Source organism: Fimbriimonas sp. LA-C6 (assembly GCF_055398105.1).
The window spans coordinates 3,801,487-3,825,845 of record NZ_AP038796.1 but is presented as its reverse complement, the minus strand read 5'-3'; the positions used below and the strand labels follow the sequence as shown (position 1 = coordinate 3,825,845).

Annotated in this window: 22 protein-coding genes; 13 read left to right on the top strand and 9 right to left on the bottom strand. The window is 52.9% G+C overall.

All coding sequences use genetic code 11. The features are described from left to right. Nucleotides 1-2 precede the first annotated feature (2 nt). Entirely contained in the window at nt 3-593 is a 591-nt protein-coding gene (locus ACZ51B_RS17570) for a hypothetical protein (RefSeq protein WP_464294643.1), read from the top strand. On the opposite strand, the gene mgtE is transcribed toward ACZ51B_RS17570, so the two are convergent. Beyond that, nucleotides 590-2,005, bottom strand: a complete 1,416-nt coding sequence (mgtE, locus tag ACZ51B_RS17565; RefSeq protein ID WP_464294642.1) for a magnesium transporter — start codon at nt 2,003-2,005, stop codon at nt 590-592. The two genes, ACZ51B_RS17570 and mgtE, sit on opposite strands and share 4 nt — an antisense overlap. 226 nt (nt 2,006-2,231) lie before the next feature. Here mgtE and tilS point away from each other — a divergent pair, with 226 nt between their 5' ends. From tilS to ACZ51B_RS17535, 6 genes are all read left to right on the top strand, one after another. Next, nucleotides 2,232-3,611 (top strand): tRNA lysidine(34) synthetase TilS, encoded by a 1,380-nt coding sequence (gene tilS, locus ACZ51B_RS17560; protein WP_464294641.1) that lies wholly within the window; start codon nt 2,232-2,234, stop codon nt 3,609-3,611. Nucleotides 3,612-3,755: 144 nt separating this feature from the next. Then, nucleotides 3,756-5,639, top strand: coding sequence for an ATP-dependent zinc metalloprotease FtsH (ftsH, locus tag ACZ51B_RS17555; RefSeq protein ID WP_464294640.1), 1,884 nt, complete (start codon nt 3,756-3,758; stop codon nt 5,637-5,639). A 52-nt stretch (nt 5,640-5,691) separates the two neighbouring features. Beyond that, a complete protein-coding gene (locus ACZ51B_RS17550; protein ID WP_464294639.1) occupies nt 5,692-6,099 on the top strand; it encodes a tetratricopeptide repeat protein in 408 nt (135 codons plus the stop codon). Between the two features lie 43 nt (nt 6,100-6,142). After that, complete coding sequence (locus ACZ51B_RS17545; RefSeq protein ID WP_464294638.1) at nt 6,143-8,380, top strand: hypothetical protein; 2,238 nt, start codon at nt 6,143-6,145, stop codon at nt 8,378-8,380. A gap of 30 nt (nt 8,381-8,410) precedes the next feature. After that, nucleotides 8,411-8,701: an ATP-dependent Clp protease adaptor ClpS gene (locus ACZ51B_RS17540; RefSeq protein WP_464294637.1), complete on the top strand. Its 291-nt coding sequence runs from the start codon at nt 8,411-8,413 to the stop codon at nt 8,699-8,701. A 2-nt stretch (nt 8,702-8,703) separates the two neighbouring features. Continuing rightward, nucleotides 8,704-8,997, top strand: coding sequence for an ATP-dependent Clp protease adaptor ClpS (locus ACZ51B_RS17535; RefSeq protein ID WP_464294636.1), 294 nt, complete (start codon nt 8,704-8,706; stop codon nt 8,995-8,997). Here ACZ51B_RS17535 and ACZ51B_RS17530 read toward each other — a convergent pair. Next, the gene (locus tag ACZ51B_RS17530; RefSeq protein WP_464294635.1) at nt 8,984-11,221 is read right to left on the bottom strand and encodes an MGH1-like glycoside hydrolase domain-containing protein; all 2,238 of its coding nucleotides are present in this window, start codon (nt 11,219-11,221) and stop codon (nt 8,984-8,986) included. The two genes, ACZ51B_RS17535 and ACZ51B_RS17530, sit on opposite strands and share 14 nt — an antisense overlap. A 100-nt stretch (nt 11,222-11,321) precedes the next feature. Between ACZ51B_RS17530 and ACZ51B_RS17525 the strand changes: the two genes are divergently transcribed. Then, complete coding sequence (locus ACZ51B_RS17525) at nt 11,322-12,632, top strand: S41 family peptidase (protein WP_464294634.1); 1,311 nt, start codon at nt 11,322-11,324, stop codon at nt 12,630-12,632. On the opposite strand, the gene ACZ51B_RS17520 is transcribed toward ACZ51B_RS17525, so the two are convergent. The 5 genes from ACZ51B_RS17520 to ACZ51B_RS17500 are packed head-to-tail and all read right to left on the bottom strand — an operon-like array spanning nt 12,633 to nt 18,100. Beyond that, nucleotides 12,633-13,901 carry a hypothetical protein gene (locus tag ACZ51B_RS17520; protein WP_464294633.1) on the bottom strand — a complete coding sequence of 423 codons (1,269 nt, stop codon included), beginning with the start codon at nt 13,899-13,901 and terminating at the stop codon, nt 12,633-12,635. A 9-nt stretch (nt 13,902-13,910) separates the two neighbouring features. After that, the gene (locus tag ACZ51B_RS17515) at nt 13,911-14,750 is read right to left on the bottom strand and encodes an ABC transporter permease (RefSeq protein WP_464294632.1); all 840 of its coding nucleotides are present in this window, start codon (nt 14,748-14,750) and stop codon (nt 13,911-13,913) included. Beyond that, nucleotides 14,743-15,738: an ABC transporter permease gene (locus ACZ51B_RS17510; RefSeq protein ID WP_464294631.1), complete on the bottom strand. Its 996-nt coding sequence runs from the start codon at nt 15,736-15,738 to the stop codon at nt 14,743-14,745. The genes ACZ51B_RS17515 and ACZ51B_RS17510 overlap by 8 nt, the downstream gene beginning before the upstream one ends. Continuing rightward, nucleotides 15,735-17,240, bottom strand: a complete 1,506-nt coding sequence (locus ACZ51B_RS17505; RefSeq protein ID WP_464294630.1) for an ABC transporter ATP-binding protein — start codon at nt 17,238-17,240, stop codon at nt 15,735-15,737. The genes ACZ51B_RS17510 and ACZ51B_RS17505 overlap by 4 nt, the downstream gene beginning before the upstream one ends. Continuing rightward, nucleotides 17,237-18,100: an NAD(P)-dependent oxidoreductase gene (locus ACZ51B_RS17500; RefSeq protein WP_464294629.1), complete on the bottom strand. Its 864-nt coding sequence runs from the start codon at nt 18,098-18,100 to the stop codon at nt 17,237-17,239. Before ACZ51B_RS17500 ends, ACZ51B_RS17505 begins: the two co-directional genes overlap by 4 nt. Nucleotides 18,101-18,417: 317 nt before the next feature. Here ACZ51B_RS17500 and ACZ51B_RS17495 point away from each other — a divergent pair, with 317 nt between their 5' ends. The 3 genes from ACZ51B_RS17495 to ACZ51B_RS17485 all read left to right on the top strand — a co-directional run bounded on the left by ACZ51B_RS17495 (nt 18,418) and on the right by ACZ51B_RS17485 (nt 20,124). Further along, nucleotides 18,418-19,311, top strand: a complete 894-nt coding sequence (locus ACZ51B_RS17495; RefSeq protein WP_464294628.1) for a prepilin-type N-terminal cleavage/methylation domain-containing protein — start codon at nt 18,418-18,420, stop codon at nt 19,309-19,311. Further along, a complete protein-coding gene (locus ACZ51B_RS17490; protein ID WP_464294627.1) occupies nt 19,308-19,529 on the top strand; it encodes a hypothetical protein in 222 nt (73 codons plus the stop codon). Before ACZ51B_RS17495 ends, ACZ51B_RS17490 begins: the two co-directional genes overlap by 4 nt. Before the next feature lie 121 nt (nt 19,530-19,650). Then, nucleotides 19,651-20,124, top strand: a complete 474-nt coding sequence (locus ACZ51B_RS17485; protein WP_464294626.1) for a hypothetical protein — start codon at nt 19,651-19,653, stop codon at nt 20,122-20,124. Here the strand turns inward: ACZ51B_RS17485 and hisD are convergent. Together hisD and gltX are read right to left on the bottom strand one after the other, a co-directional pair. Then, the gene (gene hisD, locus ACZ51B_RS17480; RefSeq protein ID WP_464294625.1) at nt 20,101-21,471 is read right to left on the bottom strand and encodes a histidinol dehydrogenase; all 1,371 of its coding nucleotides are present in this window, start codon (nt 21,469-21,471) and stop codon (nt 20,101-20,103) included. The genes ACZ51B_RS17485 and hisD overlap by 24 nt on opposite strands. Then, nucleotides 21,437-22,996 carry a glutamate--tRNA ligase gene (gene gltX / locus ACZ51B_RS17475; protein ID WP_464294624.1) on the bottom strand — a complete coding sequence of 520 codons (1,560 nt, stop codon included), beginning with the start codon at nt 22,994-22,996 and terminating at the stop codon, nt 21,437-21,439. The genes hisD and gltX overlap by 35 nt, the downstream gene beginning before the upstream one ends. 158 nt (nt 22,997-23,154) lie before the next feature. Between gltX and ACZ51B_RS17470 the strand changes: the two genes are divergently transcribed. Next, a complete protein-coding gene (locus tag ACZ51B_RS17470; RefSeq protein ID WP_464294623.1) occupies nt 23,155-23,679 on the top strand; it encodes a GYF domain-containing protein in 525 nt (174 codons plus the stop codon). Between the two features lie 30 nt (nt 23,680-23,709). Beyond that, nucleotides 23,710-24,309, top strand: a complete 600-nt coding sequence (locus ACZ51B_RS17465) for a peptidylprolyl isomerase (protein ID WP_464294622.1) — start codon at nt 23,710-23,712, stop codon at nt 24,307-24,309. Nucleotides 24,310-24,359 lie beyond the last annotated feature (50 nt).

Below are 24,359 nucleotides of genomic sequence, written 5' to 3'. Positions count from 1 at the left end.
CCGTGATAGAAACCCCGCTCTTCGGTAGGTTCCAGGGTGAGAATCGACGCCTTGTCTTTTCTGCCGCGCAGCCTTATCACATCCTGATAAAGTCTTGCATCGTTGGTGGCATTGCTGGAACCGTGTACGGCATGTTCGCGTCGATTGTGGGCCTTCCAGTCATGGTCGATTCACTCTGGATGATCCTTACATCCGCAGCCGTGGCCTTCGCAGGCGTCCTGGCAGCGTTCTCACTTCAGAGTATCACCTTCGACCTGAAAGAACATGTCTACAAACGTAGACAAGGGCCAGGCTTCGTGCCCACCACCACATTCGGATCGTTCCGAGACCTCGATGCCATCGTACTCATCGCAGAGCCCAACAGCCGAATGACACCCAATGGTACTACCTACCACCTTGTTCTCCACTGGAAAGCAAACAAAGAGCCGGTGATGGTGTTACAGCAAGATACGAGGAGCCTCCCGCCCGGTCAACCGCTCAATGCGGGCGCGGGTCCACTGCTGCAAAAGGGTTGGCAATACGCAAAAGCTCTTGGAGTAGCGTTCTACGACAACTCTCACTTCCCGAGCGCCAACCCGACACCTTTCCTTTAGGAAGTGTGCGTGAGAAGCCGCTTTGCGATCTCAAAGTAGATCACCAAACCGGTCGCGTCCACAAACGTGGAAATAAACGGAGCGCTCATCACCGCTGGGTCGATGTTCAGCCGCTTGGCTAAGATTGGCAGCAAACTACCGACGCTCGTAGACCAAAGCACGATAGCAGGAAGTGCAATACCTACAACCATAGAGATATCAAGCTTAGAACCCCATCCGATAATCGGTACCGGAATGTAAGCTCGTGCAAAGCCAACCACACCCAAAATCGTGCCTGAGATCATTGCCGTCGCCACTTCTCTCCGAGTGACCCGCCACCAGTCTGTAGTCCTGACTTCTCCCAATGCAAGCGCGCGAGTAATCGTGGTGGTTACCTGAGAACCACTATTGCCTCCAGCACCAATCAATAGCGGAATGAAGAAAGCGAGCGGATTCAGCTTCACCTCTTCCCCGCCGCCACCCTGCCCGTAATATCGCAAGACGTTGCCGGTCAGGCTCTCTGCAATAAATAGGGCCAGCAACCAGGGCACGCGGCGCTTCACCAATTGCCAAACACTCAGCGATAGGTAAGCCTCAGCGTCGCCGCTCACCGCGCCCATCTTGAGCACGTCTTCCGTCTCAGCGTCCTCTAAGACTTCCTGAGCGTCGTCAGCAGTGACAATACCGACCATCCGCCCACGATCATCGAGAACGGGAAGCGCGGAGAAACCGTATCGGGCAAGGGTACGTGCAACTTCCTCCTCCTTTTCTAGAACAGAAACGGAGATGGGATCATCGTTCATCACGTCCCGAGCACTTGATTCAGGCGCAGCTCGAATAACACGCCGAAGAGTAAGAACGCCCAGAAGATGTCGGTCTTCGCTTAAAACATAAATATAGTTGACCGTCTCGAAGTCGGCATCCGTTGTGCTTCGAATGATCTCCAGCACGTCCGCCATCGTCGAGTCTGGAGGAACTTTGACGAAGCTCTCGGTCATCAACTGACCAGCGGAACCCGTCGGGTAGCTCAACAGTCGACGTATTTCCTCCGCATCCTCGTTAGGGATGACATGCAAGAGGGCTTCGAACCGCTCCGGATCCAACTCTTCACGGAGTTCCAAAGCGTCATCCATCGGAAGGATGTCGAGGTAGTGAGCAATCGTCGAGTCAGGGAGTCCCTTTACAAACTGGCGAGCAGTCTCAGTAGGCAACTCAATCAGAACATAACAGGCAGTCTCCGGGTCAAGTAGCTGGAGAATGTGGAGCCCTTCATCGACTTCAAGGCGTTGAAACGCCTCCGCGATATCTTCAGCACGAGTGCCTTCGATCTGTTCGCGGACCGCTTCCGGATCATCCAGCCGCGCAAGGTTACGCAGATGGTCAACGAGTGCCTTGTCGTCCTTCCTGATAGTGGTGACTCCTCTTTTCCCCAACGCCCCCTCACAGCATCTTCAGTGAGGCAGCAAGGATTCAATGCGGCGGCGGGTACGGGTTGGTATCCCATCCAGCGGCCATAGTCAAGCATTCAGTATTCACACTGAGACTAAATCGTGAGGGATAAGAAGAAGATACCTTAGCTCAATCAAGTTGAGAGATTCCTATCTTTATCTGCGTTCAATTCCTGACAGTCAAATCATTCGACGGCGGTACTCTCTATCAGTGGTCGACCGATTTAAGAAGCACCTCGAAACCACCGGAATCATCCAACAAACTGACAGAGTTCTGGTGGGTTACAGCGGGGGAGCTGACAGCACCTGCCTTCTCGTACTCCTGAAAGAGGCAGGCATCGATGTGGTTGCAGCACATCTTCACCACGGCCAACGCGACGAGGCCGAGAAAGAACTCAAGCTTTGCCAGGCCTTCGCAGAATCCCTCAACATCCCATTCATCTCGGGACGAGCCCAAGTCCCTCAGATGGCACAAGACATGGGAATTGGCCTCGAAGAAGCAGGCAGACACGCGCGCTACGGCTTTTTTGAACAAGGAGCCCGAAGCGTGGAATGCAACCTGATCGCAACCGCACATACAAGAAGCGACCACGTAGAAACCGTTCTTTTGAACCTGACGAGAGGATCAGGAATGCAGGGACTTACAGGAATTCCTGCTCAACGAGGCAACGTAGTTCGTCCCCTTCTCCCGTTTTCAAGAGATGAGACGCGCAAGTTTTGCGAGGACCGAGGTCTCTGGTTTCACGATGACCCTGCAAACACCGACATCAACTTTTCACGCGCTCGTGTCCGCCACCGAGTCTTACCCGAACTAATCTCCATCAACCCCTCGGTTGAAACCACCATCTCTCGGATGGCTTCACTCATCGATGAAGAAGACCGTTTCTTGAACGGCGCAGCGGCAGCCGCCCTGGAACAAAGCGAAATCCAGTTGAACGGTCCGCTCTGGTTTCTCACCAAAGATGTAGAGGTTGCCTTCTCAAGATCGAAACTTTCGGGACTTCCGGCGGTTCTATTTAAACGCGCCATCCGATTGGCCGTAGAAACCCTTGGAGGAAGTCTCGATAGGCATCAAACCGTGCTTATCTTGGAAGGTGTTGTCGAAAAGGACAATGGAGCCATCACTTGCGAAGGAGGCTCTGTTGCGGTCGAATGGGATGCAAATCGTATAATGGCCCGCCAAATTCGACCAACAATTCCATATCGGTACAGTCTTACTTTGCCTGGTGAAACCATCAGCGAAGAGTTTGGATGGCAGTTCACAGCCTTTGATGCACCTGCAAGTGAATCAAAACCAGTGAGAGCCTCCTTAGCGGTTGAACTGAACAAAGCGAACGTAAAGGGCAGCCTCTATTTTCGAACCGTTCAGGCTGGCGATACAATAAGACCCTTAGGATTTGATGGAACACGTAAAATAAGTGACCTTTTGAGCGAACTAAAACTCACTTCGGGAGCAAGATCTAGGATTCCGCTCGTATGTGACATGTTAGGCCCCATTTGGGTTCCGGGCGTTTGTTTAGATGAACGAGCCAGAACAAACAATGAGTCCACAGGTGTTATAGTGATTCGTTTTGAACCGTTAGGCAACTAGCGGGGTCATAATGAAGAAACGTGCGTGAAGGACTGAACGTACCAAAGAAGAGAGACTTACCTTCTACGCGGAGATGCTTTGAACAACCGACCAGCCAAGACTTTATTGCTTCTGTTTTTTGTCGTTGTCGTTTCGATAGCTCTAGTGAACACACTGGGTAACACCGGCACGGGGCTTTTAGGTTCGAAACCGCGACAACTCAGCAACACTGAGCTAACTCAGGCGATAAAGAATAAGAAAATTGAGAAGGCCGAATGGCAACAGACGACCCTCTCGGGAACCATACGGGTAGGCGATAAGACCGAGCCGTTTGAAGTTCTTATGCCTGACGTTAACTCCGCTGGCGCAGCGCAGTACACCTCGCTTCTTAACGAAAACGGGGTGAACTGGAAACTCGCCTCACCACCCATCAGCACGAACATCATAGGTATTTTGTCCGTGATCGCTTTCCCGCTGATGTTCTTGGCGCTCATTTACTTCTTGGTCCTTCGCCCGGCACAAATGGGCGGAAACCAGGCCATGAACTTCGGCCGAAGTAAAGCCAAGAGAGTCGGCGAAACAGGCCCCAAAATTACGTTCGATGACGTTGCCGGTATCGAAGAAGCAAAACAAGAACTCTTCGAGATCGTCGACTTCCTTAAGAACACCAAGAAATATGCAGCCTTGGGCGCGAAGATTCCTAAGGGAATCCTTCTGACGGGCCCTCCCGGCGTCGGTAAGACCTACCTCGCACGTGCCATCGCTGGCGAAGCTGGAGTTCCCTTCTTCCACATCAGTGGCTCCGATTTCGTGGAAATGTTCGTCGGTGTAGGTGCCGCTCGTGTCCGAGACCTATTCGAAACCGCAAAAGCTCACCGCCCATCGCTAATCTTCGTCGATGAAATCGACGCAGTAGGGCGACAGCGAGGCGCTGGATTGGGTGGCGGTCACGATGAGCGCGAACAAACGCTGAACCAGTTGCTGGTGGAAATGGACGGATTCGACCCCAACTCTGGCGTCATCCTCATTGCTGCAACCAACCGCCCAGACGTTCTGGATCCTGCTCTCTTGAGACCTGGCCGATTCGACAGACAGATTGTCGTCGACGCACCTGACCAAGCAGGCAGACTTCAGATCCTGAAAGTCCACTGCAAAGGCAAGCCGTTCGATGTAGATATGGACATGGAGATCTTGGCAAAGAGAACTCCCGGCTTTACCGGTGCTGATCTAGCCAACATGCTCAACGAGTCTGCACTCCTTGCAGCACGACGCGGACACAGCAAGATCGCCCAGTCAGATCTCGAGGAGGCACTGGATCGAACGATCGCAGGACCTCAGCGTCGAAGCCGAGTCATGGACGCCAAGGAAAGAGAGATCATCGCTTTCCACGAAGCCGGCCATGCCGTCGTCGGTGAGATCCTTGAGCACGCAGATCCAGTCCACAAGGTTACGATCCTGCCGCGAGGTATGTCACTCGGTTCCACTTGGCAGCTGCCAATCGCCGACAAGTACCTTGTCTCCAACGAGGAACTACTCGACGACATCACAGCACTCCTCGGCGGACGAGTTGCAGAAGAAATCGTGTACGGTCAGACAACCACGGGAGCGAGCAACGACCTCGAAAGAGTCACTCGAATCGCCCGAGCCATGGTTTGTCAGTACGGGATGAGTGAGAAACTTGGAACCTTAGCTCTCGGTCGAAGAAGCCACAACCCATTCTTGGGACGCGACTTCTCAGAGGACCGAAACTACTCCGAAGATGTAGCCCGCCAGATCGACGACGAAGTTCGAGCCATTGTCGACAAGTGTCACATCCGAGCTACCGAGCTTCTGTCAACACACCGCGAGCAGCTCGATGCAGTCGTCGCAGCTCTCCTCGACCAGGAAACCCTCACACGTGACGAGTTCCTGACGGTCATGCAGGGTGGGACGCTTCCCCCAGTCGCCTCCACAAACATCAACAAGCCAGTAGACGGAACACGAGAAGAAGAGAGCAAACCTGCGAAGCAGCCAACTCCTCCACCTCGTCTCGAACCAGGAACTGCTTAAACGAGCAGGTTCCTCGAACAAAACACGGCCCACGGACGTCTAACAAGATTTCGTGGGCCTCTTTGTGTATCAACTCCAGATGTGTTATACTCGGACGCCGATGATGGCAACGATCATGGACATCGAAGATATCTTTCAGCGCGGTTTTCAGTTACGTTGCGATGGGCGCTACTCAGAGGCGCGACTAGAGTTTCAGAGAGTATTGGGAATGAACCCTAACCATGTGGGCGCTCGTCATCAGATGGCCCTGATCATTGGTTTTGAAGGCGACTTCGATGGCTCGCTGGCTGCACTCAATGCCCTCTGCCAACAGGTGCCAAGCAACCTCGACGTTAAGTACGACCTAGCGATGACCTACATGATGCTCGGTATGTACGAAGAAGCATGTGGGCTGCTCAAGCAGATCCTGGCTGTCAATCCAGATCACGAAAAAGCACTTCAACAAGCTGGCTACTGTTAAACAGCGTAGATAGCTCGCCCAAGTGGCAGCTATGCTTATGGCAATGAGTTTCCTGCGCAGGTCTTGGTCCTGGCTGTTCCTGTTCCTTGTTCCGGTCGTGCCGCTTTGGCGTGCAATCTTTCTCGGTGAGGCAATCGGCCCATTCGACCAGATCCGGAGCATGGCCCCTTGGAGCGCGGCGAAACCAGTTCAACCCTGGGACGTACTCCAAGCGGACGCAGCTTTGCAGTTCTACGGCTGGCGTAGCCTAGTTTTCGAATCTTGGGGCAAGGGACATCTCCCCTTATGGAACCCTTATGAATTAGCCGGCTACCCACTCCTAGCAAACTCACAATCAGGCGCCCTCTATCCTCTCCACATCCTCGCTGGACTTCTTCACCTACCGACTGCTCTCGCTCTGACCCTGCTCTCCTGGTTCCACCTCGGACTTGCCGGTGCTGGAGTCTACGCGCTGTGCAAGAAGCTATCGGCCACAGATCTAGGTGCTATTGTCGCGGGTTCCAGCTTCTCACTCAGCTCATTCATGCTTTCTTGGACAGGACTTCCGAGCGTCATCACCACAACCGCGTGGATTCCTTGGATCCTCGTTGCGATCGTGGGAAGTTTTGACCAGACAACCGCAACGCAAAAGAAGTCGCTACTGGGTCTAGCACTTGCTGTCGCAATGCTCATGACGGCCGGTCACCTACAATTTGCTGCCTACGGACTTATGGCAGCAGTGCTCTTTGCCATAGGGTGGTGCCTCGCAAACAAAGCAAAGCCAGCCCGCCTTGTCCAGATAGTGGTCTTTTGCGTCCTAGGCGGCTGTTTGGCCGCTCCGCAGATTCTTCCCGTTCTGAACTACTCCCAGTTCTCACACCGCCGCAATACGCCTTCTCAAGAAGGATACAACGCCTACGTTGCGGGATCTATCAAGCCCTTTGAACTCGCCACCCTCGGTGCACCAACCGCCCTCGGTTCACCCCGAAATCCCGTCGACATCGGAGGCGGCAAAACCATCTCCGAATACTGGCCAGGATTAGTCAAGCAAGGTGCCAACTTCGCAGAATCCGCCATCAGCCTAGGACCACTGGTTCTTGGGCTGCTGTGTCTAGCCCCATGGAAAAAGCGTGCCATCTGGCCCATCGCAGCCATCGGGCTAGTCGCTTTCCTACTCGCCCTCGGAACCCCGCTCAACGCAGCGCTGTACTTCGGTGTCCCAGGCTGGTCATCGACTGGCTCACCAGGACGAATTGTAGTGCTCTTCGTGATGGCCAGCTGCATTCTTGCTGGCACTGCCATCGAAGCCCAGCCAGAAGATAGCAAAAAGAAGCTACCGCTCAGCGCTGCTGGCCTCGTCTTGCTCACAGCAGGTCTTTACTTTGCTGCACCCTCCTTGACCCCTGCCCCAACTCAAGTAAGTCCCGAAGCACTCGATACCCTCCGTGGCGTTGCAAGCAGCTCTTCCCTGCCACTTATGCTGATTTCGGTAGTCGTTGGCACCATCGGCCTCGTGCTTCTCACTCAATCAAAATTTGCCAAATACAGGCCCGCCCTCGTCGCATTCCCACTCTTGCTTGCTGTTGCTAGTTATGCCAGCAACATCGTGATGACCGGCGCACCCTTGGCTAAAGTAGAAAACGCACCCACCCAAGACCGCATTGCGATCATCAACTCGAGCTGGGACCTACAGACCGCTGCCCCAGCCCTGCTACCGCCCAACACAGCCACCCAGAGCCGCATCCACGAACTTGGAGGCTACGACTCACTCCTCCATCGCGATACCGTCGCCATGCTAGCAGACGTAAACGGCACGGACGCTGCTCCACCAGCAAACGGCAACATGATGTTTATCAAGCCCTCCGCGGACCCAGCAAAGCTGCAGGAAGCAGGCGTATCTGAAGTTTGGTCGCTAAAGCCGCTCCCACAAATGGGCCAAGCGACTGAACAAAACGGCATCTACAAATACAAACTCGACGGAACAAGAATCTCAGCAACCGCAGGAACAGCAACCATCGTCGATGAAACGGCCGACTCCCAGACGATTGAAGTCACACCAGGAACCAAGTCGGTCCTCATCAAAGATCGCTGGATGCCAGGCTGGATCTGTACAACTACTCGGAAAGAGGTGGATCAAGAGGGACTTTGGCGCAAAGTTGATGTACCAGAGGGCCAAACCCGGCTAGAATTTCAGTACAGACCACCAGGACTGCGAAATGGCTTCCTTCTCATGCTGGCCAGCATGATATGTCTTCTAGGTTACGGTGGATTTTCTGCACGTGGAAAGACGAAATCGCGTTGAGATTCGTCTAACACTTACACAACTTTCGACATGAGTCACACAGTTCTAGAACCAGAAATCACGGACGGATCGGGCTCCAATCTCGGTCGATGGATGGTCGTCATCTTCGACAACGACCACAACAGTGTGGATGAGGTAGTCATGATCCTCATGAAAGCCACCAACTGTGATATCGAAGAAGCATCTATCGAGATGTGGGAAGCTCACACCTTCGGAAAGGCTCCCGTGCACTTCGCCTCCAAAGAGGAGTGCGAATCCGCTGCGAACATTATCGAATCGGTCGGCATCAAAACCGAAGTCCGATTAGAGTGGGAAGACTGACCATGAGCCGCCCATCCATTATTGAAACTCCAGAGATTATCGAGAGTATCAACAACGGCTTCAGCGGCTCCACATGGGTCGTGACGGTCTTCAACAACGACTACAACACCGAGGAAGAAGTCATTCACATTCTTATGCTAGCAACAAGCTGCGATGCAGAAGAAGCCCTCATGGAGACATGGGAAATCCACTTCCTCGGTAAGTCGGTCGTGCACCATGGAGTCCAAGAGGAATGCGAAAGCGTGGCGAGCGTCATCGCCCAAATCGGAATTGAAGTCCGCGTCAGCGAGGAGTAACCACGACTCCGCCTTCAATCCGAACATCTCGAAGCCCTTGCCCAGTCGGGATCTCCGCGCACTGAATCCAATCAACATCAATCGGCAGCGGTCTCAACTCTTGAGAGCCAGGCACCACACCAACCGCATGACGCATCACAAGGTCCACGATCCACGAGTGCATATAATCGTCGTACCCTCGATAGAGTGAAGCTGTCCCACTGATCGGGTCGTAATGTTCGAAACTGCTCGGACGATGCGGATCGTCCCGGTGAAACATCAGACGAATCGCCTTCATGAATCCCTCCGCGGCAAGAGGACGCAGCGACTCATCAACTAACGACGCATTTGCCAAACCATCCACCAAATGACTGTTAGCCATTGGCCAGCTTCGACCATTCCAAGGGCAGTTGAGCCGCTTCTCTTTCCACTCTCCTTCAGCACTAAAGGTCGAGTCAGACATCGCCGTTGCTGGAAACCCCTTAGGAAGCCAGAACTCATCTGGATTTGACAACCACTTCCCTATAAGGTCATTCAGCTCCGTTTGCGACAAAATTTCACCAATTCGCCTCAGGAGAAGCGGATAAAACCCAGTTGCGGGCTTGTAAGGCGATTTAAGACCGTCCATAGACCGATCAAAGAAGAATGAGGCATCAGCATCCCAACTGAGGCTCTTAAGCCCTTCCAGAACCCCATGCGCGTACTTCTCATAGGGACTACTCGTGCTACGGAACTCTGCCAGCAGCTCATACAGCATCCCAGCGTAAACCGTCGCATCCACCCCGCTCACGCGGAAGCTCTGCCACTTGTCTGCATTCTCACTCGCAAAGAGGTATCGGCTCATATATTCCTGACCCGTCTCGTTCTGATCGAACACGTCATACAACGCTTCCTTAGCGGGGTCTGCACTCACGGTTCGCTGAGTGAGCAAATAGTTTGCGTATCGTCTCAGAGCCTGCAAATGCTCTTTTCCAACCGACCCGGGATGGTTGAAATGCATCTGACGCAACCCCGTCGCAAAGTCCGCGTGGTAAAAATCCCTCGGCCGACGACCGGAATAGCTGTGCCCGGGGAAGCTGCCGTCCTCTCGCTGTATCTGGCACAGGTTATCAAGGATCCCACCTCCCAACTCAGGACTGTGCATCCAAGACACTTCCCGCAGATGAGCCTGGGCGCTGTAGGTGACAAAGTTCCGGAAGAACCCAACCCCCTCCGTGACATACGGAGCAAACCCAGCTCGTCCCGATTCAGTCTGGAGAGGCAGGTTCGGCACATCAACTGTATTCAGACGCACCCCATACCAGCGGTACCAATACGCATTGGTGAGGTGCTCATCGCTCGACTCGAATTGCGGAACGCCCTGGAAATACTTCCGCCAGCTTTCAGCACTCCGATCAATCGCAATATCACTCTTTGCCTGATCAAAAGACTTTCGAGCAGCTTCCTGGGTCAGCCCCGAGCCACAAACAAGTTGTAGAGGTCGCCTATCCGTAAGCTGATAATGCTGAACCACATGGACCAAGCCTTCAACAGGTTCCGTGCCCACATGAACCTTAAAGTCCCCAGGCAACTTCCCATTTCGAAACTTCTCAGGAGCCACGCTCAGTTCGTACAACGGTGACTCATCATGCCGTTGAGCCAGGTTCACTGTCCAAGAGTGACGCGGCAAGTCTCCACCCATCTGCAGATATAAAGGAATAGCAGGCAGCATCTCTTCCGACTGCCCAAAGCCTCGACTGCTCTCAATCGCAGTTCTGTCTGCCTCCAGCTGGGATGGCCAAGCGGTATCCACCCGTGCGAGAACCGAGTCACCCTGAACCTGCAGATCGCCAAGCGACTGAAGTGGCGAACCCATATCGATCAAGGACCACATCAGGACATGAAGAGGGCGAACGGCAGTGACTAGCTCAAACTCCGAAACCCAGGCGTTACCTTCCGTCACGCAGCGTCTTTCCCGAATCACCACGTTGCCAGAGTAATGCATGATCGTAAGCCGATCCGGCCGCCACCCCTTGTGGTAACTATCGAACCGAATTGGCACACCCATCTCGTCAAGAAAGAGGGCCGTAAAGAGTCTAGGAATCCGAATATCGGCAAAATAACATTCATCCCAAAATCCAGTTGCAAGCAAGTGTTTAGGGAAAGGTGGTGCATAAAGCGCACCGTGGCCACCCGCCAAAAACCACTTGTGTTTGCTTCCAAGTCGAGCCAAAGGATCCACAAAGCAAGCGTACTCATGTGTCACCCCCTACTTCTGCGGAAGTTTTCATACAATAATTGATTTTGTGACCGCAACCGAACGGGTGAACATCTCCTTATCGTCTGCGTATTAACAGGCAATACCCATGAAATTTCATAGCATGATGCACACCGTACATCGGACATTTGGAGCCCTTGCACTCCTCTCCCTCGTGGCTATTTCCACAGCGCAGACCGTCGACAACAAGCCGGAAGTCAAAGCCGAAGTTCTGGAAAGAGTCAACAAGCTCATCACCCAGCAGGCGTACGTTCCTGGAATCGACCTGAATCAGTGGCCAACATTCATTGCGTCGTACAAAGACAAACTCGACGCAGCGAAGGACGACGAGGAGTTCAGCCGATCGATCAATGAAGCACTCAGCAAGTTCGGTGCAAGCCACTTCCATCTCGCAACGCCACGTGCCGCAGAGACGCGTAAGAACGCCGCTCTCGTAGGCATTGGAATTACCCAACAGCAAGTTGCCGATGGACTTCTGATCATCCGAACCGTCCCCAAAGCGCCTGCCGCCGAAGCCGGTCTAGTCCCAGGCGATATCATCACCAAGGTCGATGGAAAGAAGGCCGAGGGCACCAAAGGCATCCCTGGCAAAGAAGGCACCGAAGTAAAGCTGACAGTAAAGCGAGCAGACGGCAAAACCAAGGACTTCAAACTGACCCGCAAGAAGTTCTCGACAATCCGCCCAGAAGAGCTCATCGAAGAAAAGCCCGATACTGGCCGCATCATCATTTACACCTTCGACTTCACGTACAGCCGCTCCAATGTCGAGTCGCTGATGAAGCAGGCACAGAAGTATCAAAACCTCATCGTTGACCTTCGCGGAAACGGCGGTGGCGCTGTCGTCAACCTCCAACACTTCCTTGGGTTGCTCCTGCCAACCGATGCTCCGGTAGGAACCTTCATCAACAAACAGCTCGTCACGAGCTACGAAAAGGAGACAGGCACCAAAACACCAGACGTCCACAAGATCGCACAGTGGGCTCGCGGACAATCTAACTGGAGCGCTCAAATGGTCCGCGGATTCAAGAACAAAAGCGTCACACCCTATAAAGGCAAGGTTGCTGTGCTCGTAGACGCATTCTCTGGAAGCGCCAGCGAAATGTGTGCAGAAGCTCTGAAGGACACGCTAGGGGCAGACGTCATAGGCACTCGGTCCGCAGGGGCCGTGCTCGCTTCCCTCATCATGCCGGTCACCAACCAGTTCACCCTTCAGATCCCTGTTATGGACTACATCACCACCAAGGGATACCGCCTAGAAGGTAACGGCGTTACTCCAGACGTAGAAGCCAAGCAGGCGAGAATGACCCTTCCCGGTGAGAAGGACGTGGCAGTAGAAAAAGCTCAGATGCTGTTCGCAAGAGCCAAGCTCCGCGAAGAGCGGAGCGGTGGCTCAAACTAGTCACTGCTGGAGTGAAATGGAAGGCAGCGACATAACCTTCTGACCCGATGCTGGAGTCAAAGTAAACTCGCGAGCACTTTGCGGTACACCTAACTTTTCGTAGGTGTACCGCTTTTCATTTCGGTACATCGCATTCCCATTTCGATCAAGCACCTCGACTGAAATGCTGTACAGCAAATGGTTGTCAGCTCGAATAAACGCTGTCGTTCGGTTGCCAGGAGTCCTTGCCTCCACGATGTCACACGCCACCGAGCCTAGATTGATTCTGCCAGTCGATTTAATGCTGGCACCCGGCACAATCAGATCCCGCCCAACTTGAGCATGGACGATCATCTGTCGCACCAGTGGATCTACGCGTCCACCCAAGGCAGCAATGTAATCAGGAATAAGAGGCCTCTGAGTCGAACCTCGATAAAAATTGGCAGGACTCTTTACCGAGAGCGTCTTACCATTAAACGCCCAAATTAAGGTCTCCGTCTCCTCCCTCAGCATCTTGCCGTCCAGTACGAGTCGACTGGTGGCAGTTCCCGACTCCACTCGAATGATGCCTTGTCGAAGCCGACCGTATGCCTTGAACATCGACTCAACCACCTCTTTCGAGTGTGCGTTGAAATACTTCATCGGTTCAATTGGGGCACTCAGCGAGGTCACCTTTTTGAAGTTCTTAGGAGGCGACTGAACGCTTGCACCGCCATAGGACACACCCCACTCCAATCGAGAAGCATTGGTAGAAATCAACAAGTGCTTCAATAGATGACGCTGGTTGAATTCAAGGATCGTGGTGGCAAACTTTCCTTTCGATTTGAGTGATCGTTCCAGCGTAAATGCTCCGCCCGCAAGTTTCTTCACCTTAAAGCCAGTCATAGATCGAAAAGGCTTCAGAAACGTTTGCATGCCGCTTGGGTTCAAGATCACTTTGACGGGATCGTCCAACTGTCCAATGGCAGCTTCAAACTTGTCGTAAACGTTCCCCTTGCCCTCAAGCCGACGCGAAAGATACTCGTTCGTCCCAAGATCCCATCCCAAAAACTTGTTCCCATCCACCCTGAACACACGGTTGGACTTCAGCCGAAGAACCTTCTGAATCTCCGTGATCTGCATCGAAACCGAGCTTCCAGACAGATCGAAGCGATAACGTGTCTTCTCGTGCACAGCACCAGTACGAGCATCAACGGTGATCACCGCTTGCCCACTATGAAACTGGCTATGGGCCTTCTCGGCGACGGAGAACATAGCATTCGGGCTGACTGATTGAGTGAGGAACATCATTTGTAAGAGTTAGGGTTTGCCCAGTCCTTGTGGAGTTTGATTGCGGCCCAAGAAGCCAGCTAGAGCGATAACGGTGACTAAATATGGCAAACAGGCCCAGACCTGGCTGGGAGGCTGCACTCCGAAAAGCGCCACACCTTGGCACTGAATCTGTAACGCACTAAGAAAACCGAAAGCCAAACAGGAGAGGAATGCGGGCACTGGTCGCCAACCGCCAAGAATCAAAGCAGCCAAAGCAATATATCCACGCCCCGACGTCATGCCGTCTGTAAACGTCTCGGTGTAGCTCACCAACATGGCACCACCCAAACCGCAGAACACACCCGTCGCAACCAAGCCCGTGAACCTCACACGTACCGGAGTGATCCCGGCGAGACGTGCCTTATCTGGGTCACTTCCGACTGCAAGCAACCTCAGTCCTGCCCGACTGTACTTGACATACCACCATAAAAACAGCGGCAAGATGAAGGCAATCGCTTCGTAAAATGCAATGTGGATATGAGGGATAGAGCCGCTCTTCGCGTTGTCCGTGAACTTCAAAAACAGAAAATTAGTACCGCCCGCAGCGATGGCATTGACGGCCATGCCCGAAATGACGTGGTCAATCCGGTAAATCTGTGTCGCTAGCCAGTGAAGGATGCTTAAGAGTACGGCAGCAATGATCCCGACCGCCAGCCCGCCAAAGGCACCAAGTGAAGGACTCGTCAAACAAACCACACATGCGGCGGTCAACATGATTCCTTCCAAACCAATATTGATCACACCGGCACGCTCACTGGTGAATCCGCCCATCGCACCTAAGATGAAGGGCGTGCTAAGCGCAAGTGTTAGAACCAGAAAGCTAAGCAACAGCCTTCAACCTCCGATAGCGAATGGCAGCAGCAACCAAGATCACAAACCCCAAGACGACTGTCGTGATTCCCTTCGGAACACCCTCGATCGACAACGATGTCCCACCTTTCGCCAAAATGCCAAACAGCAAACTTGAAGGAATCATCGCAAGCCCTTGCGTGCCCGCCAGAAGCGCTACTCCCAGTGCATCGAACCCATAGCCTGGTGAGAATCCGTTATAGAACCGTCCTTCGTACGCCAAAACCTGGACCGCTCCAGCAAATCCAGCCAATGCCCCAGACGACAGCATTGCTCTGACAATGACCTTAGACGGATCAATCCCAGCGAAACGTGCCGCGGTCGGATTGGCTCCTACCGCCTGAAGTTCATACCCGGCCACTCGCTTTCTCAACCACCAACTGATCGCGAAGGTAATTGCGACTCCAACCAAAAGCCCTGAGCTAACCTCCAAACCATTGCCGAGCGGTATCGCTGGAATGTGAGTGGAGGCAGAAATGTTAGCAGTCGAGGGCTCACCCTGAGACTTGTCTCGCAATGGCCCCGCCACCAAGTAGCTCGTCAAGAACCCTGCCACGTTATTCAGCATGATGGTCGTAATCACCTCATGCCCATTTCGGTATGCCTTGATGAGCCCCGCCGGGTACGCCCAAAGAGCTCCAGCGGTAATCGCAGCCGCAATGCCAAGAACGATCCCAAACACGCCGGAGACATGAACACAAACCGCTGCGCTGGCCAAAGCACCGACCAGAAACTGACCTTCGACACCAATATTGAACAGCCCAGCACGAAGCCCGATAAACACCGCAACGCCAGCAATGAGAAGCGGCGTAGTCTCTTTCAAAGTCCCTGTAATGTTGCGAGGACTGCCCAGGCTTCCCTTGATAAGCACAGATACAGCGTTCGTCGGGTTCACTTTGGCGAGCAGAAGGGCAGCACAAACGATCAACACCGCACCCAACACCAGCCAAACAACGCGATATCTCATTGCGCCCCCACCATCAAGCAGCCAATCGAGTCCCGATCCATCCGATGCTCGGTGTCCGGCTCAAACAACTCACCATGGTTCAGCACTAGGATTCGGTCACAGTGGGTAAGCAACTCGTCTAAATCAAAGCTGACCACTAGTGCAGCCATGCCAAGTTCGCAGCACTCACGAATCGCGCTATAAACGTCCAACGTGCCTCTAATATCCAACCCCCGAGCAGGCTGAAAGGCTAACAGTAACTTCGGAGAAGATTCCAGGGCACGCCCAGCGACAAACCGCTGTTGATTTCCACCCGAGAGACTCGCCATTGGCTGATGGAGTCCTCCATGCTTGGTTGAAAACTTTGCGGCCACCTTTTGAGACCATGAATGAATGGCTCCGGAGTTCAATCCACCGTTGTTGGATGCAATCTCAGTCCTCTGTAACCCCAAAATCGAGTTGAGTTCAAGCGTCCAATCTTCCATAACCGCTTCCACAAGCCTATCCTCAGGAATCGATCGGAAATTCATAGCAATTCGAACATCGGCCCCCGCATCGGTGATGTCCACTCCACTCACCAGGACCTTCCCAGACTTCACTTTCGAAATGCCAAGCAGCGCCGAGAACAGTTCTCTCTGTCCATTGCCATCCACTCCGGCAATGCCTACAATCTCTCCAGCCCTTACATCGAGAGAGACATTTCGGAGAGCATCATTTCCTCGCTCACCCGAAACAACTAGATTACGAACCTGCAAATACTCTGTCGGAATTGCAGTCGGCGCAACCTTCTGGGTTCCAAACGCATGGCTTCCCTCACCCACAATCAACTGAGCAAGTTCAGAATCAGAGGTCTCAGAAACTTGGCGCTCCGCAACCAGCTTCCCGCCTCGTAACACGGTTACACGGCTGCAATGAGTCATCACCTCAGGCAGACGATGTGTCACAAGGATCACAGTTGCGCCTTCCCCTACCAGGCTGTTCAGGCTAACAAACAAGGCATCCGCATCCGCTGGGCTAAGCATGGCTGTCGGCTCATCCAAGATCATAATCTTGGCTTCACGCCACAAGAGCTTCAGGATCTCTAGCTTCTGAGCACCACTGGGGCTAAGAGACGCCGCCGAGCTGTCCCAATCAAACTTAAACCCCATCTTAGATGCCAGCTGCTCGGCACGTTTGCGCTGCGCGCCGAGGTTGAGAAAAGCCCCGCCTTCCGCCCCAAGAACGAGGTTTTGCAAACAACTGAGCTCCGAGATAATGCCGTAGTGCTGGCTTACCATCCCAATGCCAGCGGAGTTCGCGTCGGCGGAAGACCTGAAGGATACCGATTGCCCATTGACCAAGATCGAACCTGAGTCGGCCGGATAGGCTCCATAAAGAACCTTCATCAGTGTCGTTTTTCCAGCTCCGTTCTCGCCGACAACGGCGTGCATGGTGCCTTGTTCAACTGACAAGTCGATCTGGTCCAGCGCAAGCACCGAACCAAATCGTTTCGATATCGAGGTCAGTTGAACGGCGTAATTCACTCACTCATACCAAGCATGGTTTCGTACAAGGCCGCGGTTGTCCAATCTCCGTGCCCCTGTTCGTCCAGTTTTGCAAGCAACGAGTCTACAAGCAAGGTGCCCGGGATTGCTGCGTTAATTTCTTCTGCCGCATCTCGACAGTACTTGAAGTCTTTACGCTGGTTGGTTACAGAAAATCCAGGCGTCCAGTCCTGATTCAAAATCTTCAAACCGTAGTTCTCGAAGGCCCAACTTCCACCCGCTCCACCACCCACAAGTTCTCGGATTTGTGCAATATCGAGCCCCGCTTTCTTAGCAAACGACAGCGCTTCGCACAATGCGAGCAAAGCGCCACCAACAGCAATCTGGTTAGCGAGTTTTGCCATCTGTCCAGCACCTGGACCACCCACCCGTTCCACGCGCTTTGAGTAACAATCAAGATAGGTCTTCGCCTCAGCGATGTCAGACTCTGATCCGCCACAAAACACAGTGAGAGTCCCCTTTTGTGCCCCGACACTTCCACCAGTGATGGGAGCATCTACAAATCGATGGCCCCGTGCACTCAGCTTCTTATGAATCGCTTCTGCTCCGGAAGGCGCAATCGTGGAGTGGTCGACAAATAAGGTTCCCGGCTTAGCCGAAGACATCGCATCAAGACACTCCTCGACATCTTCGGTCCTTCCCACACATACCATAATCACCGAACAAACTTCGGCAAGCTCTGAAAGACTCTCGGCAACCACAGCGCCCTGCTCTGCCAGAGGCTTGGACTTCTCAACAGTCCGGTTCCAAACAACAACTTCGTGCCCCTTTTGCACAAGGTGACCCGCCATTGGCCCACCCATGACGCCCATCCCAACGAATCCAATCTTAACTGCCACAGCGAGGTGAGAGTACCAGAGCAGGTTCAGACAGACCGTAACTCTTCGTCCATAAGCGGCCAAGCGTCCAAACAAACACTTCGCTGCCAACCTGACATTTCTACAGATAGCGACCGCTGATTAAGTCATCACACAAAACGCGATCTAAATATGCAAATTTCTTTCAATTACCATGCATTACCAACATGCACTTTATTGCTCCAAATTCAGCAGCTTACACGGTCAATTTAAAGCAATCACTTTGCTTTTTGAGCAGTTCCCGTGACAATAGGCCCAGTGACGCTGTGGTCACATTTGTTAATTGTCTGGAGGTTATCATGTTGACCCTAAAGAAGGGATTTACCCTTATCGAACTGCTTGTTGTTATTGCAATCATCGCTATTCTTGCGGCGATTCTTTTCCCTGTCTTTGCCCAAGCAAAGACTGCGGCAAAGAAGACCGCGTGGATCAGTAACCAGAAACAGGTCAGCCTTGGCCTTGTTATGTACGCCGGAGACTCCGACGACACAATGGTGCTATCCAATTCCGGTGGAATCGGCATTCCTGGATGGGGATTCGGTTTCCCAGACCATGTGTGGCCAGAAAACGTCCAGCCATACATCAAAAACTGGCAACTCTTCCGATGCCCCGCTGACTCGAACGCAACAGACTCAGGTCTGTCCCTAGACCCTTACGGATCCCCAGTCCCTTCAAACGATCCTCAGAAGTATTACTACTGGGGCTCCAGATCGAATATCGCCCTCAACTACGAGTTCCTCAGTCCATGGGTTTACTATTGGGACACGACGGGCTACGTCGGTTCCGAAAGCGTCAACATGAGCAAGATCACCCAAGTTGCTCAGACGATCATGACCACGGAATCGATCTGGGACCGTGACTCAAGCTCTGGAGCACCAAAGGGTGGCGGAAACTGGGTCGTAGAACCACCCTGTATTCGAGATTCTAACGGGACCATCTTGATCCCAGTTTCAGACCTCAAATACTATCAAGGATATCAGGGTTGGGTCGTAAACACGACCGGATCCGCCCCTTATAGCTGGCTTGAGTTTGGCGGTGCATGGCCGTTCTTCACCAAGAAGTTTACGATCTCCTATTGTGACGGGCACGTTGGCTCAGTATCCCTGGGAACCCTCACTGCTGGATGCGACGTCAAGAGCGGCTGGGCAGGAGCAGCTTACGACGGAGACAAGTACCTCTACGACCTGCGATGAAAATGCAAATCAGCCTTGGTGCTATCGTAATCGCAATCGCCCTGGTTGGTTGCTCGGAGTCCCCGAGCAACTACTCCAAAGAACTTTCCAAAGAGGTCCCCAAACCACAAGAAAAGGGACCAGACTTCGGAGAGTTTAAGCCATCTCACCCTCTTCCGGGTAGTAAAGCTGACACCGGTAACGCGGGTCCTAAGACCATAACAAAAGGCAGTAAATAGCCAAAATGCCTCCGGTGGATATATCCGGAGGCTTTTTTATGTTATTTCAGAAACTAGATACTGTCTGAATCATCTATGTTTTGATGCGACTTCCATCGCTGGTCATCATGTGAGGATTGACTTGATCTACCTTCTTTTTCTCCCACGAATAATCGACCTTCACGTCTTCGATATCAAACTTCTCCAGAAATCAGGCTTCACGATGGTTTCAGAGAGTAACAAATCTTCAGACAAGATGCCGCCAGGCGACGCCGTGCAATTCAAACGGGACAAGGACGGCTCAACCCTCTATCTCTCGTGGACATTGTTTCACGATAAAGCGCAAGCAAAAAGTGCCTGGGACAAATCCCTGGAGAACTATCAGGGGCCTCACCCGCTTAAGTTTCCTCTCCCTCCATCCGGAAAGCCGCTTGGCGATACGTGGCAGGTCACATCAACGGACGCCTGGCAGATGACGAGCATCAAAGATAAGATCCTCGTCTTTGGAGTTCTTCACTACCCTTCCAAAACGCAATCGAAGTCGGAACACGAGAAAGACGGAATCCTTCTGGAAAAACTACTTCGGCAAGCCCTAAATTTCCGAGCGAAATCGTAAGGTAGCCCCGGCTCCATGGGCCGGGAAACCCTCCATCTCACCAAACGCCTCAATCGTACGGCTGACCTCGGCAAGCTGCTGCTCAGACATGTGAATCACACTCTGCACCTTCCAGAAGTCCAGAACATTCACTGGCGAGCCAAAGCGGGCAGCCCTGCTGGTCGGCAGAGTATGAGATGGCCCCGCCGCAAAGTCCCCTGCACTCTCCGGAGTGTAGTCACCAAGCAACACACAACCCGCATTCTGAATCTTGTGAAGAATACTCTCGGGATTCCGAACACTCAACGTAAGGTGCTCAGGTGCAATGGCGTTGATAATCTCGCATGCATGCTCCAAGTCACGAGCCACAATCGCCAAGCTCTCGTTCTTCAAGGCTAGCCGCATGATCCCTTCCCGAGGCGCGCCCTGAAGCTGCTTCTCCACCTCAGCAAGCACTTCCTTTAGCTTGGCTTCACTGAGGGCAATCAGAAAACCTGCATTGTCTGGCGCATGTTCGATCTGTGTAAGTAAGTCAGCAGCAGCCCATGCACAATTCGCATGATCATCAACCACCACACAGACTTCACTTGGACCAGCGTATCCGTCCAAGCCAACCTGCCCCCAGAGTTGCTTCTTGGCCTCATTCACAAAGCGATTACCTGGCCCTACAATCTTGTCAACACGAGGCACAGTCTCGGTCCCAAGAGCAAGCGCGGCAATCGCAGCAGCACCGCCAATCTTAAAAGCTCGCTGAATTCCAAGCGCACGCATGGCAAAAAGAACCGCTGGAAGAAGAGATCCATCCGATGCAACCGGCGTGGTGATCGCGACCTCACCAACACCTGCAACAAGCGCCGGAGTCGCATTCATAATCACGGAACTCGGATAGCTGGCACGTCCACCAGGCACATACACCCCTGCCGCGCTCAGTGGAACCATCCGCTGACCAAGACTCCCCTCAGCAAACTCACCAGGCACGCTGTTGCCCCATCCAAAACCGTTTGAAAAAGGAACCATGCCAGACGTCAGAGCAGCACGCTGACTCTCGTGGAACTGACGAACGCGTGAAATACTCTGTCGGATCGCAAATGCAAACTCTTCCGAAACCGACGATTCCTCCAACTCTTGCTCAGAAACTTGAATGGATTCTAGAAAAGGTGAATCAAATTTGCGTGCATTCTCTAAGAGTGCGAGATCCCCTCTCGTACGCACATCTTCGATAATGGCCGCGACAATCGACTCGGTCTGAGAATCACGATGCGTGGTCCTCTTGCTGGTGATGGCGAGAGGATCCTCCAAGTTCGAATAAACAATCCTGCACAGATCCATCAGACTAGCCGTTGCTTCCTGGCAAGAAGCTCTTCGCACGGATCAAACGCTTCTTCATACGCTCTGGGCCTAGAACAGACATCAATTCGTACAACCCTGGGCCGACAGTCTTACCTGTTAGTGCCACACGAGTCGGATGAACGATAGGTCCTAGCTTCTCAAAGCCGTGAGCTGCTTGGAACTCCTTGAGAAACGCTTCATAAACCTCAGGACCGTCAGTGTCCTTGAACTCTGTCTCGCTCTTCGCAAGCAGCATATCGATAAGTTCCGCGGTGTGGGCCTGCCCAAACCACTTACTCACAGCCTTTTCGTCCATTGGAGGCTCGTCGGTAAAGAAGAACGCGCATGCCTCTCCAAAGTCGGCAAGGGTTTGTACTCTTTGCTGCTCCAACTTCACACACTCAAGAACATAAGCCCGATCACGCTTTAACTCTTCTGACAAGCCCCTGAGGAGCTCGACGGTCTTGAGAGATCGAGGCTCACCGTCTTCTTCTTCAGGGGACGACCAGTATTCAAAAGTATAAGGATTCTGAATATAGTTCTCTAATTCATTCAAGAGATCGTTCGAGTCCATCTGGCGAATCTTCAGCCCGTTCAGCCAGTTCAACTTCTCCATATCAAATCGACCAGGAGAAGGCTGCAGCCCATCAAGATCAAATGCCTCAATCAACTCAGCCTCCGTAAGAACTTCTCTATCCTCACCTGGCGACCAACCAATCAGAGCAATAAAGTTCTTCAAAGGATCAGGCATATAACCCTGAGCTGCGTAGTCCAACACGCGTGTCGCGCCATGACGCTTTGAAAGCTTCTTCCCGTCCGTCCCAACAATCACAGGACAATGCACGAAAATCGGTCTCTCCCACCCAAACGCATCAAACAAGCATGCGTGCTTAGGTGCGCTAGAAATCCACTCTTCACCGCGCAGAATATGGGTAATTCCCATCAAGTGATCATCCACCATCGCAGCGAAATGGTAAGTCGGCATGCCATCAGCCTTGATCAAAACCGGATCATCGATGGTGTTGCTGTCCCACTCAATCCGCCCTCGAATGGCGTCCTCAATCACAATCGTCGTGTCCCGAGGAATGCGCTGTCGGATGACAAACGGCTTCCCTTCCGCTTCGGCTGCTGCAACTTTCTCGGGAGACGCATCGCGCCACTCGCCACCAAAATAGCCGGTGGCCATCTTGTTGATCTGCTGATACTCCCGCATCTCAGTCAACTCTTCGGAGGTCTCAAAGGCCTTGTAAGCAAAGCCCTTTTCCATCAAGATGTTAATCCAGTGCGCGTAAATCCCAGCTTCCTTACGCTCGCTCTGTCGATAAGGCGCGTGAGGACCACCGATATGGGGACCTTCGTCGAACGTAATCCCTACCCATTTCAAGGTCTCTATAAACTCGGCCTCGCTGTTGGGGTTATAGCGAGTGCGATCTGTATCTTCGATACGGAAAATGTTCTGCCCACCTGAGTGATGCGCGAAGAGATATTTGAAAAGCGCATCGCGAAGAGCGCCAACATGGAGGAGTCCAGTAGGACTAGGAGCAAAGCGGACACGAACCGGCACGCTATAAGGGTACCGGCACAACAAGCCCAACTGCCCCTGTTAACCTACATACACGCCACCGCGAGCCAAAATTCGATCAAAATTCCTCGAAGTTGATGGGTACTCAGTCCGTAGCTCGAATCAGATCACGTACAATTGAGAATCGGTAAGGAATAGAAGTGGGCGACTGGTATTACATCGGACACTATGGGCAGTTAGGACCGCTCACGCGTGAGCAAATAGACGACTTGATTTCGGGTTCCGTCATCACACGTGAAACCTATGTTTGGCGCAACGGAATGGCAGAATGGACGCCCGCAGATCGTTGCGCGGATCTTTCGGACGCCTTCCGAAAAGCAGAGCCTTTTGCAGCCCCACCTCCCCCTCCTTCACCCAAACCCAACCCTCCACCTCCTAACGTCGCCCCATATCCCCGAGACAACAACCTCACCGGCGCGACAGCCTACTATCCAACGTTCGGTGGCATCAAGAGCGACAGAAGTAGAACAGCAGCTGGAATCTTGCAGCTTTTCCTTCCAGGAATTGGACGAATGTATCTCGGATACATGGCCTATGGAGTCCTTCAGCTTGTTCTGTTCATCGCCACTTGCGGTTTCCTGGGCATCTGGTCCTTCATCGACGGCATCATCATCCTTACAGGCGGAGTAAAAATGGACGGCTACGGGCGACACTTGTCCGACTGATCACAATAAATCGCTTTTCATCTCGATTTGATGGAGCACGGTACTAGATCTATTCGTCAATATCTTATCAAGCCGATGCGACCTCTTCTAACTGCAATCATATGCTTCCTTATCGCCACAATCGTGCTGGCGCAAGGATACGCGCCAAAACCTGGCGAAACCGTTGTGAAATTCGTCATCGAAGGGCGCGGAGAGGTTTTCATGAAGCTTCACACCCGGGAAGCCCCTCGCACAACGGCCCACATCGTCAAGCTCGTCAAGAGTGGATTCTATAACGGCCTCCGCTTCCACCGAGCAGACCGCACCCCAAAGCCTTACCTCGTCCAAGTTGGCGACCCCAACACCAAAAACGGCGACATCAACGACGCACGCGTAGGAACGGGCGGTAGCGGAGCACGCATCCCGTACGAAGACACCGGCTTTCCAAATGTCGAAGGCGCCGTCGGTCTCGCAAGAGTCGTTGAAGACAAAGAATCAGGCGACAGCCAGTTCTATGTTCTTCTCGGCACATCCAAATTCCTAGATGGCCACTACACGGTCTTCGGGCAGATTGTCGCAGGAATGGACATTGTTAAGAAGATCGATCGTGGAGATCGCATCACCTCAGCAGTGGTTTTAACCACAAACTAACGCCTAATTGACCGATTCCTAGCTTGTTTGCAAAAACACCGAGCAGCCGA

Coding starts and splice junctions, on each gene's coding strand:
- ACZ51B_RS17545 (WP_464294638.1), top strand. CDS start 6,143: ATGAGTTTCCTGCGCAGGTCTTGGTCCTGGCTGTTCCTGTTCCTTGTT.
- ACZ51B_RS17525 (WP_464294634.1), top strand. CDS start 11,322: ATGAAATTTCATAGCATGATGCACACCGTACATCGGACATTTGGAGCC.
- ACZ51B_RS17520 (WP_464294633.1), bottom strand. CDS start 13,901: ATGATGTTCCTCACTCAATCAGTCAGCCCGAATGCTATGTTCTCCGTC.
- ACZ51B_RS17535 (WP_464294636.1), top strand. CDS start 8,704: ATGAGCCGCCCATCCATTATTGAAACTCCAGAGATTATCGAGAGTATC.
- ACZ51B_RS17495 (WP_464294628.1), top strand. CDS start 18,418: ATGTTGACCCTAAAGAAGGGATTTACCCTTATCGAACTGCTTGTTGTT.
- ACZ51B_RS17540 (WP_464294637.1), top strand. CDS start 8,411: ATGAGTCACACAGTTCTAGAACCAGAAATCACGGACGGATCGGGCTCC.
- ACZ51B_RS17465 (WP_464294622.1), top strand. CDS start 23,710: ATGGAGCACGGTACTAGATCTATTCGTCAATATCTTATCAAGCCGATG.
- ACZ51B_RS17490 (WP_464294627.1), top strand. CDS start 19,308: ATGAAAATGCAAATCAGCCTTGGTGCTATCGTAATCGCAATCGCCCTG.
- ACZ51B_RS17510 (WP_464294631.1), bottom strand. CDS start 15,738: ATGAGATATCGCGTTGTTTGGCTGGTGTTGGGTGCGGTGTTGATCGTT.